11 protein-coding genes are annotated in these 15,091 nt (G+C 49.2%); 5 read left to right on the forward strand and 6 right to left on the reverse strand.

The features are described from left to right. Positions 1-6: 6 nt before the first annotated feature. Genes BMX82_RS06695 through miaB form a run of 4 tightly spaced genes read right to left on the reverse strand, consistent with a single transcriptional unit; the run spans position 7 to position 5,873 of the window. Positions 7-918 (reverse strand): lysophospholipid acyltransferase family protein, encoded by a 912-nt coding sequence (locus BMX82_RS06695; protein WP_091767090.1) that lies wholly within the window; start codon positions 916-918, stop codon positions 7-9. Then, positions 915-2,711 (reverse strand): LTA synthase family protein, encoded by a 1,797-nt coding sequence (locus BMX82_RS06700; protein ID WP_177172035.1) that lies wholly within the window; start codon positions 2,709-2,711, stop codon positions 915-917. Before BMX82_RS06700 ends, BMX82_RS06695 begins: the two co-directional genes overlap by 4 nt. 4 nt (positions 2,712-2,715) lie before the next feature. After that, entirely contained in the window at positions 2,716-4,542 is a 1,827-nt protein-coding gene (locus BMX82_RS06705; RefSeq protein ID WP_091767096.1) for an ABC transporter ATP-binding protein, read from the reverse strand. Further along, a complete protein-coding gene (gene miaB / locus BMX82_RS06710; RefSeq protein WP_091767099.1) occupies positions 4,539-5,873 on the reverse strand; it encodes a tRNA (N6-isopentenyl adenosine(37)-C2)-methylthiotransferase MiaB in 1,335 nt (444 codons plus the stop codon). The genes BMX82_RS06705 and miaB overlap by 4 nt, the downstream gene beginning before the upstream one ends. Before the next feature lie 181 nt (positions 5,874-6,054). Between miaB and preA the strand changes: the two genes are divergently transcribed. Next, on the forward strand, positions 6,055-7,512 hold the full coding sequence (preA, locus tag BMX82_RS06715; RefSeq protein ID WP_091767102.1) for an NAD-dependent dihydropyrimidine dehydrogenase subunit PreA: 1,458 nt from the start codon (positions 6,055-6,057) through the stop codon (positions 7,510-7,512). Between the two features lie 414 nt (positions 7,513-7,926). On the opposite strand, the gene dgt is transcribed toward preA, so the two are convergent. Continuing rightward, positions 7,927-9,264 carry a dGTP triphosphohydrolase gene (dgt, locus tag BMX82_RS06720; protein ID WP_091767319.1) on the reverse strand — a complete coding sequence of 446 codons (1,338 nt, stop codon included), beginning with the start codon at positions 9,262-9,264 and terminating at the stop codon, positions 7,927-7,929. Between the two features lie 162 nt (positions 9,265-9,426). Between dgt and dut the strand changes: the two genes are divergently transcribed. From dut to BMX82_RS06740, 4 genes are read left to right on the forward strand one after another with little or no spacing between them, the layout of a single operon-like run. Beyond that, positions 9,427-9,864, forward strand: coding sequence for a dUTP diphosphatase (dut, locus tag BMX82_RS06725; RefSeq protein WP_036913790.1), 438 nt, complete (start codon positions 9,427-9,429; stop codon positions 9,862-9,864). A gap of 1 nt (position 9,865) precedes the next feature. Next, positions 9,866-11,461, forward strand: coding sequence for a tetratricopeptide repeat protein (locus tag BMX82_RS06730; protein WP_091767105.1), 1,596 nt, complete (start codon positions 9,866-9,868; stop codon positions 11,459-11,461). After that, entirely contained in the window at positions 11,458-12,315 is an 858-nt protein-coding gene (locus BMX82_RS06735; protein ID WP_091767108.1) for a lipoprotein insertase outer membrane protein LolB1, read from the forward strand. Before BMX82_RS06730 ends, BMX82_RS06735 begins: the two co-directional genes overlap by 4 nt. A 47-nt stretch (positions 12,316-12,362) precedes the next feature. Beyond that, a complete protein-coding gene (locus BMX82_RS06740) occupies positions 12,363-13,985 on the forward strand; it encodes a murein hydrolase activator EnvC family protein (RefSeq protein ID WP_091767130.1) in 1,623 nt (540 codons plus the stop codon). On the opposite strand, the gene BMX82_RS06745 is transcribed toward BMX82_RS06740, so the two are convergent. Next, a complete protein-coding gene (locus tag BMX82_RS06745) occupies positions 13,982-15,046 on the reverse strand; it encodes a M20 family metallo-hydrolase (RefSeq protein ID WP_091767133.1) in 1,065 nt (354 codons plus the stop codon). The genes BMX82_RS06740 and BMX82_RS06745 overlap by 4 nt on opposite strands. Positions 15,047-15,091: the final 45 nt, after the last annotated feature.

Raw genomic sequence — 15,091 nt, forward strand, 5'->3', positions numbered from 1 at the left:
ATTTGCTTATTTCTGTGATATTCTGAGATTATATTCTTCGTGGGTACGTTTCCAGCGGTTATGTGTCCAGAGGTAGTAAGCGGGTTCTTGGCGTATGGTGTCTTCTAACATCTGGAAAAAGCGTATGGTGATAGTATGCTCCGTTTCCTCTTTAGCATGGGCCGAGAGCATCTTGAAGGTACATATATACTTACCTCTTTTAGGACGACTCATCTCTGTGTAGAACACTGCATCATCCATCTTTCTCATAATACGTTCACCACCAGTAAAGACAGGGGTGTCGTGATGTAGGAAAGGCAACCACAGATGGATATTCTCCCATTTCGGTGCCTGGTCGCTGATATAGCCGAAGAGCGAGCGGCGATTTTCACGACGAAAGTCTACGAGATAGCGGAGAATGTCTTTTTTGGGGACACATATACCACCATGGGCAGAGCGCAGAGCAATGAACAGACGATCGAAGGCATCGCTGTAGAGTGGATGGTATATGAGTCCCATTGCAGCCTGTGGATGGCGCTCAAAGGCCAATCCTGACGCAGATAGCCATTCCCAATTGCAGTAGTGCCCTAGAATAGCGGCGCAGTTGCGTCCTTCATCGAACACTTTCTCAATCTCTTCCGTTCCGTGGAACTCTATATGCTTGAGAAGCGTCTTGTTAGAGATGCTGAGAAGCTTGAAAGTCTCGAGGATATAATCACAGAACCAATGATAGAATTTCTTTTCTGTCTTACGCAACTCCGCTTCGCTCTTCTTAGGGAACGACGAGGTGAGATTCTTCCATACAATCTTGCGCCTGTATCTGATGATATGATACATCAGCAGGTAGAGTCCGTCGCTCAGCAGATAAAGTAGCCAGAAAGGCAGCAACGATAGAAGATAGACCAAAGCGTAGAGTAGGTAATAACTAATCTGTTTCATCTTTCTTTCAAGTCTTTCGTTGTTACTTGTAATATTGCTTTGTTTAAGCGTAGCATTCTTTCAGGCTCTTTGCTGTTGCTCACTGTGAAACGCTTAGCATCGAAATCATAGAGTATATGCCCAGTGCTGTCTATCAGCAATTGAGCGTTGTTATAGTTGTGTACTGCAGTGGGATAGTGATAGCTCTTCGATAGAACGTCGCGACTGAAGCGGAAGTCTTCGTGGTTAAGCCTCATCTGTCCTAATAATGTAGCACATATATCCGTCTGGTTACAGAGTATATTGACAGTGCGTGGTCCTTTCACTGCTCCTCCAAGCCAGAGCATAGGAATGTGGTTACGCTCTAAAGGTCGCTGCTCGTTAATGTTCTTGTAGTTGATGCCGTGGTCAGCTACAAGAACGATGAGCAGGTTGTCCCATGCTGCTGTCGACTTCATCCTGTCAATGAAGTCGCCCAGGCAGTTGTCGAGATATCTGAAAGCATTCAGCACCTCGTCGTCAAGTTCCTTCGTAGGCACGTCCCAAGGCTCGTGGCTGCTCAGTGTAGAGTAGCCTATGAGCAGTCTTCCCGTCGGATCGGCTTTACTGATCTGGTCGTGAAGCGTCTGGAAGGTGATATCGTCGCGTACGCCCCATTGGGCGGTACTCTGTTCCTCTGCAGTGTAGTCGGCCTTCCAGGTTAACTTTTCCCATCCTGTAGATATGAGGTAACTGCGCATATTGGTAAAATTGATGTCGCCACCATAAAGGAAACAGGTCTTGTAGTTCTCCTGCTGCAGGGTACGGGCGATGGATGGCAGTGAGCGACTCTTCTCAGGCATCTTCATTACCGAAAGTGACGGGAATGAAGGATAACCGCTCAGTGTGCATACCGTGCCGCGATCTGTGCGCCAGCTGTTACCATAACACTGGCTGAAGTAGATGCCTTCCTTTTTCAGCTGTTGCAGGCGGGGCATGACGCTTGCAAACTCCTCGCCACAACTCTCCAGCAGAATGATAGCAATGTTGGGACGTGTCGTTGTAAGCAGAGTGTCGCTAAATGTACTTTCTGTGGTGAAGACGCCCTTCACGAGCGCCTCGCACTCCTCTTCCTCCATATAGTTGTACTTGCTTGTGTCGCCCATCTGGTGGCTCAGTGAATAGAGGAAGCTGAACACAGGGTTCACGGCCGAATGGTTCAGAAACTGTTCTTGCGAGTAGTATACCTGTCCGATATTGGTTGTCGACTCGTCAATACCACCACGGATGCCGATAATAAAAAGAGGTATCAGCAACAGGTCACCAATGACAGATAATTTTTTGTTGGATGGCTTCTTGTCCCACATAGGGATACGGAAGTACATCCACCAGATAGCAATGGCGCCTATGATGATAAGCAGAAGCCGAATGGCCATGTAGAGTCCTGATACACTGGCCCCTATTTCTGCAGGATTATCGAAATATTGCAGACACACGGCATTGAGTTTGAATCCCCAGAAAGGGTATAGGCTGGTGTCAGCGACAAAGGCCAGGGTAAATGCTATGGCGATGATAGTATAATAGCCACAGAGAATCCTTCTCAGCCAACGGCTCTCTGTCCAAATTGAACCTATACTTATCAGGAAAGGTACTATGAGTGCGTATAGAGCTGTAGAGAGGTCGAGCGATAGACCATGACTTATCACGTCCCATACGTCGCCTGAAGAGAAAACATGCTCTTCGTGGTTTGCCCACATAAACACGACCTTGGCAACCATAAACAAGATCACCGTCAGGGCGTACACTTTGATTAAATATATCAGTCTCTGCCTCATCTTCCTAACTCTGCATGTCATGCAGTTTCTTGTAGTAGCCGTCCTGAGCCAGTAAGCCTTCATGGGTTCCGCGCTCCACAATCTTTCCGTCGTGAAGTACGCAAATCTCATCTGCATTCTTGATGGTGCTCAGACGATGGGCGATAGCTACGGTGGTACGTGTCTTCATCAGTCGCTCCAGCGCATCCTGTACCAATCGCTCGCTCTCAGTGTCGAGGGCCGATGTGGCCTCATCGAGAATTAGGATCGGAGGATTCTTCAGAATGGCACGTGCTATTGATACACGTTGACGCTGGCCACCTGAGAGTCGTCCGCCACGATCACCGATGTTGGTGTCGAAACCCTGTTCCGAGGCCATGATGAAGTCGTAGGCGTTGGCAATCTTGGCTGCCTCTTCTATCTGCTGCTGGCTGGCATTATCTACACCAAACGATATATTGTTGCGGAACGAGTCGTTGAAAAGGATTGCTTCCTGGTTCACGTTGCCTATCAGTTGGCGCAGGTCGTGTATGCCCAGTTCTTTTACGTTGATGCCATCTATCAGTACCTCACCCTCCTGAACGTCGTAATAGCGGGGGATAAGGTCTACCATAGTAGATTTTCCGCTGCCACTTTGCCCAACCAGCGCAATAGTCTTACCCTTGGGAATGGTGAGGTTGATGTCCTTCAACACCCATTGTTCACCATATTTAAACGACACGTGGCGGAATTCAATCTCGTGGTCAAAACTGACAATGTGCTTGGGCTCTGCAGACTCTTTGATGGTATTCTCTGCCATTAGAATCTTGTCGATGCGCTCCATTGAGGCCAAACCTTTTGGAATGTTGTAGCCTGCCTTTGAGAACTCCTTCAGAGGTTGGATGATAGAGTAAAGTATCACCATGTAATAGATGAATGTTGGACCCGTGATGGCCTGATTTGTCAGCACCAGGATGCCTCCAAACCACAATACTATGATAATCATCACCGTGCCAAGGAACTCACTCATGGGGTGGGCCATTGACTGGCGTATGTTCACTCGCATGATATCATTCCTGTAGGCTGAGTTGATGCGATCGAAGCGGGTGTTCATCTTGCCTTCGGCACAGAAGGCTTTGATAATGCGCAGTCCGCCCAGCGTCTCCTCTACCTGACTCATTGTGTCGCTCCAGAGCGTCTGAGCCTTGATGCTCTTCTGCTTCAGCTTTCGTCCTACGAGTCCCATGAACCAACCGAAGATTGGGACGAAGACGATGGTGAAGAGAGTCAGTTGCCAGCTCACGAAAAGCAGTGTTGCGAAATATACAATGATAAGTATCGGATTCTTGAACAGCATATCCAGACTTGACATGATGCTCGTTTCAACCTCTTGTACGTCACCACTCATGCGGGCAATGATATCGCCCTTGCGCTCTTCAGAAAAGAACCCCAGCGGCAACGATGTTATTTTCTGATACAGTTGGTTACGTATGTCGCGCACTACGCCAGTACGGATGGGGATAATTGTGGCCGAAGACAGGAAATAGGCTCCCGTCTTCAGGGCTGTGGTCAGAGCCAGGAACAAGCCGATGAAGAGCAGTGTCGTGGTTTGTCCGAACTGTGCGATAAGCTGAGTCACGTAGTAATTCATGTTGTTCATCAGCACTGTCTGCACGTTGCCCCAGTCCCATGCCATGTAACCAGTGGCGGCTTCAGCGTCGCCCGTCTGGAAAAGAATCTGGAGGATAGGTATCAGTGCTGCAAACGAGAAGATGTTCAGCACGGCAGAGAGGATATTGAAGATGACCGACAATATCAGGTGTTTCTTGTATGGCGGAACAAAGCGCCTCAATACGTTGATGAATTCTTTCATAATGCTTCTCCTAGTAATGTGGCACTTGTAGAGCCTGTGATGCGTACGCGCACCGTCTCTCCGATATGGTGGCCTGCTTTGTCAAATACCACCATCTTGTTCTGCTCGGTACGTCCGCAGAGTTGTTCACGGCTACGTTTAGAGAATCCCTCTACCAGCACGTCAAACTCCTTGCCCTCGTCTTTCTTGTTCTGCAGGGCGCTCATTTCCGTCTGTAGGGCGATGAGCTCGTTCAAACGACGGATCTTCTCCTCCTCTGCCACGTTGTCAGGCAAGTGCTTCGAAGCGTAGGTGCCTGGGCGCTCAGAATATTTGAACATAAAAGCAGAGTCGTAGCCTACCTCACGCATCAGACTCAGACTTAGCTGATGATCCTCTTCCGTTTCGTCGTGATACCCTACGAAGATATCCGTAGAGAGTCCGCAGTCAGGAATAATCCTGCGGATGGCAGCCACGCGATCCATGTACCACTCGCGGGTATATTTGCGGTTCATGAGTTTCAGAATCTTGTCGCTTCCGCTCTGCACAGGCAGGTGGATATGCTTGCATACGTTGGACACCTCGGCAATTACCTTCAGCGTCTCGTCGCTCATGTCCTTAGGGTGCGATGTGGTGAAGCGTACCCTCATCGTTGGCACTTCCTCGGCTACCTTACGTAGCAACTCAGGGAAACTGATGTCGTCAAAGCGGTAGGAGTTCACATTCTGTCCCAATAGCGTCACCTCCTTATACCCCTTGTCTCTCAGGTCGCGCACTTCACGGAGGATGCTCTCCACATCGCGGCTGCGCTCACGGCCTCTGGTGTAGGGCACGATGCAGTAGTGGCAGAAGTTGTTGCAGCCACGCATGATGCTCACGAATCCGCCAATCTTATGTCCCAGTGCGATGCGCTGTGGCACCACATCCTTATACGTTTCTGTAGTTGAGAGTTCTGTGTTCATCGCCTTGTGCCCCATCTCTGCTTGAGCAATCAGGTCGGGCAGAGAAAGATAAGCGTCTGGACCTGCAACGAGGTCGCAATGGTGGTTATCCAGCAAGTCCTGCTGTGCCCTCTCGGCCATACAGCCCAGCACGCCTAAAATCAATGGGTTCTGGGTATTGTCTTGCTGTTCCTTCTTACGCTTTCTGCGCTCAGCGTCGAGCGCCTCCAAACGGTGATAGATCTTCTGTTCGGCGTTATCCCTAACGCTACATGTGTTGAGGAAGACGGCATCGGCCTCTTCTAGCTTCTCGGTGGTCTCATAGCCAGCCATCTGCATCACAGATGCCACCACCTCTGAGTCTGCCACATTCATCTGGCAGCCATACGTTTCAATATACAGTTTCTTCATTTCGGCTGCAAAGGTAGTGCAAATCGAGAGAAATGCAAAATAAATTAATATTTATTTTCATTTCCGAAATGCTGCCTACCTTCGAGTTTTAGTCAAGGGTAGTAAAAAAATCGTAATACCATAGGTATTCTTGCAAAAAAAGTTGTATATTTGCAGCAGATAACTTAAAACGATCTATTATATGCTACACATCCATGAAGAAGCCTCACGCTGTCTGTTGTGCGAGGAAGCCCCTTGTACCAAAGCATGTCAGAAAGGTGACCCCGCACGTGCCATCCGTGCCATCCGTTTCGATAATGCCAAGAATGTCTGGCGCTGGCTAGAAGGCTGTACTGATGCCGATCTGCAGCGTGCTGAGCAGGCTTGTATCCATTACGACATCCCCATCCGTATCAGGGAACTGCTCCATTCTGTTGAGAGTTGTGACAAGATAACTTGTCAGCCCTCGCTCGCCATCACTTTTTGTGGTATTCCCTGTGAGAGTCCTTTTTTCCTGGCTTCGTCAGCTGTCTGTACCAACTACGACATGGTGGCCCGTGCTTTCGAGGCTGGTTGGGCTGGCGTCTTCTATAAGACTATCTGCAAACAGGATATCCGTGAGGTGTCGCCACGCTTCGATGCTGTGAAAGAAGGTACCTCGTTTGCTGGTTTTCGCAACATGGAGCAGTTGTCAGAGAATCCTTACGAAGAAGACTTCGATATCCTGCATCGCTTGAAACAGAACTATCCCACGAAAGTGGTGGTGGCCTCTATCATGGGACAGTTTGAGGAGGAGTGGATAGAACTGGCAAAGATGGCAGAGGAGGCTGGTTGCGATGCTGTGGAGCTGAACTTCTCCTGTCCCCAGATGCGACTGGTTGGCTTAGGCAGCGATATCGGACAAGAGCCAGAGTTGGTAAATGCCTACACGACGTTTGTAAGGCGTAATGTCAATATACCCGTCATTCCCAAGATGACCCCAAACATCACACAGATGAACCGTGTTGCGATGGGTGCCTACTTCGGAGGAGCTGATGCCATCTCAGCCATTAACACCATCAAGAGTGTCACGATGTCGAAAGAGGCAACTGTCAGCGAGAAGAAGACAATCTCGGGCTATAGTGGGAAAGCCGTGAAGCCCATCGCCCAGCGTTTTATCGTTGAGATGGCCTCGAATGCCGTACTTAGTGGCTCGCATGGAAAGCGTGTGGAACTGAGTGGTATCGGAGGTATCGAAACATGGCGCGACGCTCTGGAGTTTATGCAACTGGGTTGCCGCAACGTGCAGGTTTGTACTGCCGTGATGCAATATGGCTATCGCATCATCGACGACCTTGTGCTGGGACTTCAGACTTATCTTGCAGAGCGAGGCATTGAGCGCTTGGAGGATGTTGTGGGCGAGGAGTTGCCCAACTTCGTGCTGCCCTCCGATCTTGATCGTGAGACGCTTGTTTTTCCCAAGGTCGATTATGGAAAGTGTATAGGTTGTGGGCGCTGTTATGTGTCTTGTATGGATGGAGGCCATCAGGCCATTGGCTTCGATACGGCTACACGTCAGCCTCGTATCATTGGTACAAAGTGCGTTGGCTGTCATCTCTGTCGCCTTGTCTGTCCTACAAATGCTATCGGCCTCACTAAGCGCATTCCCAAGAAACATTGATTAAATGTCAAGAACTATTACCAAAATTTAACACTTGGAGATTTCTGAAATAGAGAAAGAAGAGGGCGCTTTTAGGGGCATTTGAAGTTTCATTACGACAAAGTGGGAGTTTGAACGGAGCAAAGTATGGGTTTAGTCCGACTAAACTCCCACTTTAGACTATCCTTTCGCCCGCTTTGGATGGTCCTTTCGGCTGGAAAAGATAGTTCCTACGGAGGCAAAACAATTTGTTTTACTTTCAAAAAGACTATCTTAACGAACTCTGAAAAGTGTCTTTTCTTATAACGCGTACGTTTTCAGCTACTTAGCAAAATGGCTCAAAAATCGCATATTTGCGACAGAAAGTTCGCTTGCTGACTGAGAAACGATTCTTATGCATTGGTTTGTCGTTCTTTTTTTACCAATAAAGCCCGCCTATACAATAGGCAGGGCAATGCCGCTGATCTTCTGGTAGACGTCAAGGGCATAGACGTCTGTCATGCCGCTGATATAGTCGATGATAGCCATGAGGCGCGTCTCAAGGTCTGGAGCGTCGATGTGGTATTGGCTCGATACGCGACTGATTAAATGCTTGGAGTAGAATCGCTCTGGATGGACGGCGGCTTCTGTGAACTGCTGCATGAGGGTCTGGATGATCTGATAACCAGAGAGCTCCACGTCGAGCACAGGACGGCTCTTGTAGATGTACTTGACGGAGAGTTGGCAACAGCGCTGATAGGCCTCTTGCTGTAGTGGACTGATATGGTCGATGAGGCTGCCCGTGAAGGTTCCGTTGAGGATAGCTTCCTCGTTGTCTACAAACACGCGGACACATTCGTTTTCGAGCTTGCCAATAACGCAGGCCCGTAGATAGACCACTTTTTCGTTATCGTCAGTCACGCCCTCCTCGTCGATACGTTGGAGGATGTGCTGTTGGCTTTCCTTGTCGAAGAAACTGAGAAGCAGTTGCATCGTTTCATCATGAGAGATGATTTTCAGCTTGTGGGCGTCCTCGATATCCATAATCTCGTAGCAGATATCGTCAGCAGCCTCGACCAGATAGACTAGTGGGTGGCGAGCATAACGGAGAGGTTCGCCAGCCTCGGAGAGACAAGGAATGCCAAGTTCCTGGGCAATCCTGCGATAAGCGTCTTTCTCTGAGTCGAAGAAGCCGAACTTTCCCTTCTTGCCAGCAGCCGTCGAGGAGTGGGGGTACTTCACGATGCTGGCCAGCGTGGAGTAGGTCATAACAAAGCCTCCAAGCCTGCGGCCCTTGAACTGGTGGGTGAGGATGCGGAAGGCGTTGGCGTTGCCCTCGAAATGGGTAAGGTCGTTCCAGAATACAGAACTTACCTCGCGCTGTAACTCTTTCCCTGGTCCTTCGAGAAAATAAGCCTGCATGGCTTTCTCACCGCTATGACCAAAGGGGGGATTCCCTAAGTCGTGTGCCAGACAGGCTGTGGCCACAATCTGCCCTATCTCCTGGAAAAGCGTATCCTTTAACTCTGGATGCTGCTTCGTGAGTTGCTGTGCCACATCGTTGCCAAGCGACATGCCTACGCTGGCCACCTCAAGCGAATGGGTGAGGCGGTTGTGAACGAAAATACTGCCAGGGAGGGGAAATACCTGAGTCTTGTTCTGCAAACGACGGAAAGGGGCTGAGAAAATCAGACGGTCGTAGTCACGCTTGAACTCCGTGCGATCGTCATGGCGCTCAGGGTGGCGATGCTCCTGCCCAAGGCGCTTGTTGGAAATAAGTTGTTGCCAGTTCATCATATCTAAGGTGCAAAGATACGAAATTTAAGTCAGGAAGGCACGGATTTGACGGAATTTTTTTATTTAATGTAAAAAAACAGCCTTTCGCATCAAAATAATTTGGTCGATTAGGAAAAAAACACTACTTTTGCACATTGATTAAAATGAAATTTTAAAACCATGTTGAAAATAAAAGTCGTAAATAAAGGCCATCAGCCATTGCCACAGTATGCCACACCCCAGAGTGCGGGCATGGACCTGAGGGCAAATCTGGACGAGCCTGTCACGCTGAAACCACTGGAGCGCAAGCTCATCCCAACAGGCCTGCACATTGCCCTGCCAGCAGGGTATGAAGCACAGGTAAGACCACGTAGCGGTCTGGCTCTGAAGAAGGGCATTACAGTGCTGAATACCCCAGGAACCATCGATGCCGACTATCGTGGCGAGGTGTGTGTGATATTGATTAACCTTTCGCAGGAAGATTTCGTGGTCGAAGACGGTGAGCGTATAGCCCAGATGGTGATAGCCCGTCACGAACAGGGCGACTTCATTGCTGTCGACGTGCTCGACGAGACAGAGCGCGGCGAAGGCGGATTCGGACACTCAGGAGTGAAGTAGAATGAGAAAAGGACTATTGGCGATCGTGATGTTGCTGGCAGGGCTTACAGGCTTTGCCCAGCGAACCTACGATCAGTTCTTTCTGGAGGCAATGATGCAGAGGCAGAAAGGTAATAATGCCGCTGCGTTCGACTTGTTGCGTCACTGCCTGGAACTGAACCCTGAGGCTCCTGAGGTGTATTACTTCCTGGCGCAATACTACAATGCGCTGAAAGACAATAAGACCTCGGAAGAATATTTTAAGAAAGCTGCCGCTCTGGCGCCCGATAACGTGACCTATATGGAGACGCTGGCCCAGATATATATCCGTCAGCAGAATTTTGCTGAGGCTATTCCTGTGGTAGAGAAGATATACGAACGCGACAAAGAACGAATCGATTTGCTGGAGATGCTGTTCCAGTTGTACCAGCAGGTAGGCAAGAATGATCAGGCTGTCGAAGTGCTGGACCGAATGGAGGCCATTGACGGTAAAAGCGAACGCCTGTCAGTAGCCAAGAGCGAGATTTACACCCGTCAGGGCGATAAGAAGAAAGCCATTGCCGAGATGAAGTCATTGGCAGAGAAGTATCCCAACGACCTGAACTATCTGGGTCTGTATGGTGAGACGCTGATGATGAATGGTGAGGTGAAGAAGGCACTGAAGGTGTATGGCCAGATATTGGAGCAGGAGCCGGATAATAACAAGGTGCTGATGTCGCTGAGGACGTATCATCTGGCTTTGGGACATAAAGAAATGGCCGACTCGCTGTCAGAGCGCGTACTGATGAATAAGAATGCTACGTCAGAGGAACGTATACATCTTTTACGACAGGAAATGTCGGCCAGTGAGCTGGCTGGGGGTGACAGTACTCGTGTGCTGCGTCTCTTCAAAAAAATATTGAGTGGCCCTCAGACTAGCGAGGATATGGCGTTGCTCTGTGCTTCGTATATGAACGCCAAGAAGATGCCGAAGGATAGCATTATCCGTGTGCTGGAACAGGCTCTGACGATAGCGCCAGACAACTCAATGGCACGCCTGCAGTTGGTGGGTTATGCCTGGGAGAACGACGACATGGAACGCGTGGTGGAGCTATGCCGTGATGCCCGTCAGTATAACCCCGACGAGATGGCCTTCTACTACTATCAGGGCATCGCTTACTACAAGCGTGAGAACCTGGATGCGGCCCTGTCAGCCTTTAAGAACGGTATTGGGGTGATTAAGGATGATAGCGATCCGAACATCGTGTCAGACTTCTATGCTGTGATGGGCGACATCCTGCACCAGCAGGGACTGGCCGAAGAGGCGTTTGCCGCCTACGATTCGTGCTTGGTATGGAAGGAAGACAACATTGGCTGTCTGAATAACTATGCCTACTACCTGAGCGAACGAGGCGAGAAACTCTCGAAGGCTGAGGAGATGAGCTATAAAACCATCAAGGCTGAACCCAAAAACTCGACCTATCTTGATACTTATGCATGGATACTCTATATGGAGGAACGTTATGCAGAGGCCAGGATATATATCGAACAGGCCATACAGAACCTGGACGAGAAAATGGACAACGCCGTGATATACGAACATGCTGATAAAATAAAACTTAAAATAAAAACAGAATGAAACGTACAAGTATTCTCAAAGTGACCTTTTTGGCAATGCCGTTGCTTTTGACATCGTGTGGTATCTTCCAGAAGAAACCCACAGGGCCTGCGCCAATCACTGCTGAGCAGAGAGCCAAGGCCGATTTTATCGGACAAGTACAGGATAATGCTCAGACGGCTAAGTTTCTGACATCGAAAGTGAAGTTCTCTGTTGAGGTTGGTCCACAGAAACTGACGCTGACAGGAAACCTGCGAATGAAACGCGACGACGTGATTCGTCTGCAGTTAATGGCTTTCGGATTTGTGGAGGCAGGACGTATAGAACTGACCAAGGATTACGTACTCATTATGGACCGTATCAACAAACAGTATTTGAAGGCTCCGTATATCCAGGTTGACTTCCTGCGTAATAGCGGCTTGAACTTCAAATCGCTACAAGCCTTGTTCTGGAACGAATTGTTCAAGCCCAACCAGAGCAGTGTCATGAGGCACGCTGTTGATACAACAAAGGCCTATTCGACCTTAGAGAGCGGCGACGACATGATTATCAGCATGGAAGAGGGTAAGATGGATTATAGCTGGCTGGCCAGCAAGAGCACGGCTTTGATACGTATGGCTAACATCCTGTATAAGGATCGTTTCAATGGCAATACGCAGTTGAACTGGGACTACGATCAGTTTGAACCTTTGCAGAAGAAGGCGTTCCCCCACAAACATATGATTACCCTGACCACACCACAGAAGGAGGTGAAACTGGGCATGACGCTCAACTACATCGGCTCGGATCAGGAGTGGGAGACACGTACGGAGATATCAAACAAATACAGAGAAGTGACAGTTGACGAGATTCTGCGTCGATTCATGGCTCTGTAAAGGAAGAAATATATACCCACTAAGGAAAAGAAAGATTAAAGGATAGCGTGAGGAAACTACTTGCACTCTTGATTTTAGTATGCTTCGTGGTGACTGCTCCTGCTCAACAAAAGCGGACAGCCACCACGAAGGTGCGTACTACCAGCACACAAAAGAAACAGACCACGAGGAAAAATACTCCCACGAGGAAGAAAACAACTACAACTACAAAGAAAACAGCTACCAGGAAAAACAGCACACCAGCTCCTACTGTTAGCGGATTGAAGAAAGAACAGCAACAGGTTCGCAACCAGATTAAGGAGCAGGAGCGGAGATTGAAGGCCAATGAGCGCGATGTGAACAAACGACTGCAGAATCTGTTGGTAATCAATAATGAGATTGCCTACAAGCGTAAAACCATCGACACAATCCGACACGACATCACCCGATTGGAGGACGACATCACTCTGTTACAGGCTCAGCTGAAGATGTTGGAACAAGAATTGGCGGAACGTAAGCAGCGTTACCTGAAGTCGATGCGCTATATGCAGTCCAATCGTCACATCCAGAGTAAGCTGATGTTCATCTTCAGCGCCAAGAACTTGTCGCAGATGTATCGTAGATTGCGTTTCGTACGTGAGTATGCTGCTTATCAGCAGACACAGGGTGAGGCGGTGATTTCGATGAAACAGCAGGTGGCTGAGACCTTCGACGAGTTGAAGATGTCGAAGAAGCAGAAGAATGATTTGCTGTATCGTGGCGAACAGGAGAAGAAATCGCTCGAGAACAAGCAGGTGGAACAGCAGCAAATGGTTAATTCGCTGAAAAAACAGCAGAAGACCATCCAGAGTATCATCGATAAGCAGAAAAAACGCGATGCAGAGTTGAACGCCCAGATAGATCGCCTGATAGCACAGGAGATAGCTCGTGCCAAAGCTCGTGCTGAAGCCGAGGCAAAACGTAAGGCTGCCGAGGCTGAAGCGAAGCGAAAAGCGGAGGAACTGGCTAGGAAGAAGGCGGCTGCTGAAGCGGCTCGTAAGGAGAACGAACGACGTATAGCTGAAGCAAAGGCCAGAGAAGAGAAAGCCAAGGCTGAAGCTAGGGCTGCTGCCCAGAAGTCGGCACGTGAGAAAGCTGAGGCAGAGCGTAAGGCCAAGGAGGCTGAGGATGCCCGTTTGGCTGCTGAACGTAAGGCCGCTGCAGAGGCTAGGGCTCACGAAAAGGAGATGGCTGAAGCCAAGAAGTCGTCGACCATCGACTATTCTGTGTCATCGGAAGACCGCTTGCTGAGTGGTAGCTTCGAGAACAATCGTGGACGCCTGCCCATGCCTATTGCTGGTAACTATAAGATTATGAATCATTTTGGAACAAATCATGTGACAGATGTGAAAGGTCATGTGACACTCGATAAGAAGGGCATTGACATCAAAGGTCAGCCAGGAGCTGCGGTGCGTTGTATCTTCGATGGTGAGGTGAGTGCTGTATTCGGCTATGGTGGTACCACGGTCGTTATTGTGCGTCATGGCAGTTACCTCTCTGTGTATTGTGACTTGGCTTCTGTCAGCGTGAGTCGTGGTCAAAAGGTAAGTGCACGACAAACGTTAGGGCGTGTAGGCTCTGACGGTGTGATGCAGTTCCAGTTGCGTAAGGGAAATGCGAAATTGAATCCTGAAGGATGGCTGGCGCGTTAAAGCGTCAAGCCATCGAGCAGGCTGACGTAGGTATCGATGGCCTGATGGATTTCAGAAATCTTAATAAACTCATCAGCTGAATGTGAACGGCTTGATTCGCCAGGTCCTAGCTTCAACGAAAGGAAGGGCATGAGGGCCTGATCGCTGAGGGTGGGAGAACCAAAGGGGGTCATGCCACGCTCGGTGCATCGTCTGACTAGTGGATGATCTTCGGGAATACTTGATGAGTGGAGACGGAAGGAGCGGGCACGAAGCTCACATTTGCTCATCTTCTTACGAAGGAATTCAAACAGGTATTCATTCTGATAGAATTCGTTCGTGCGTACATCTATTATAAAATGAAGTGTATCGGGAATAACGTTGTGTTGGGTACCGCCCTCTACAACGGTAACAGTCATTTTTGTAGGGCCGAGTAAGGGGCTGACTTTGCGGAAACGGTAGTCGCGTAGCCATACAAGGTCGTCGAGGGCTTCGTAGATAGCATTAACGCCTTCGTTACGGGCTGCATGGCCCGACTTGCCATGGGCATAACCATCGATTACCATCAACCCTTTTTCCGCAATGGCAGGCTGCATGCCTGTAGGTTCGCCAACGATAGCTACATCGATATTAGGCAATTTATGGAGTACACGGCTGAAACCGTTATCGCCAGAGACTTCCTCTTCAGCAGAAGCAACCCACAGCAGGTTATATTTGCGTGGGCGGTTAAGCATGATGCGGTAGGTTTGTAGCAAGGCTACAAGTCCGCCACCGCAATCGTTGGCGCCAAGTCCATAGAGTACATCACCTTCCTGCATAGGCTGAAAGGGATCGCGGGTCCAGGAACTGACAGGCTTCACTGTATCAATGTGGGCATTGAGCATTATGGTAGGACGGTTATTATCCCAATCAGGACAACCTACCCAAAGGTTATTGCCCTCACGGCCGAATGGCAGATGCCAAAGGTTCAGATACTCTGCCAGCTTATCAGCTGCCTTTTCCTCGCTTCTGCTGATAGAAGGAATGGCTATCAGGTCCTTCAGCAGCGTTATGGCGTCGTTTGTGTAGTAACTTGTCTCCATGTTTGCAAAGTTACGAACTTATGAGCAAAAAGCCAAGTCTTTTTA

The sequence above is a fragment of the Prevotella sp. khp7 genome (genome assembly GCF_900109055.1).
In the GTDB taxonomy this organism is placed as follows: Bacteria; Bacteroidota; Bacteroidia; order Bacteroidales; family Bacteroidaceae; genus Prevotella.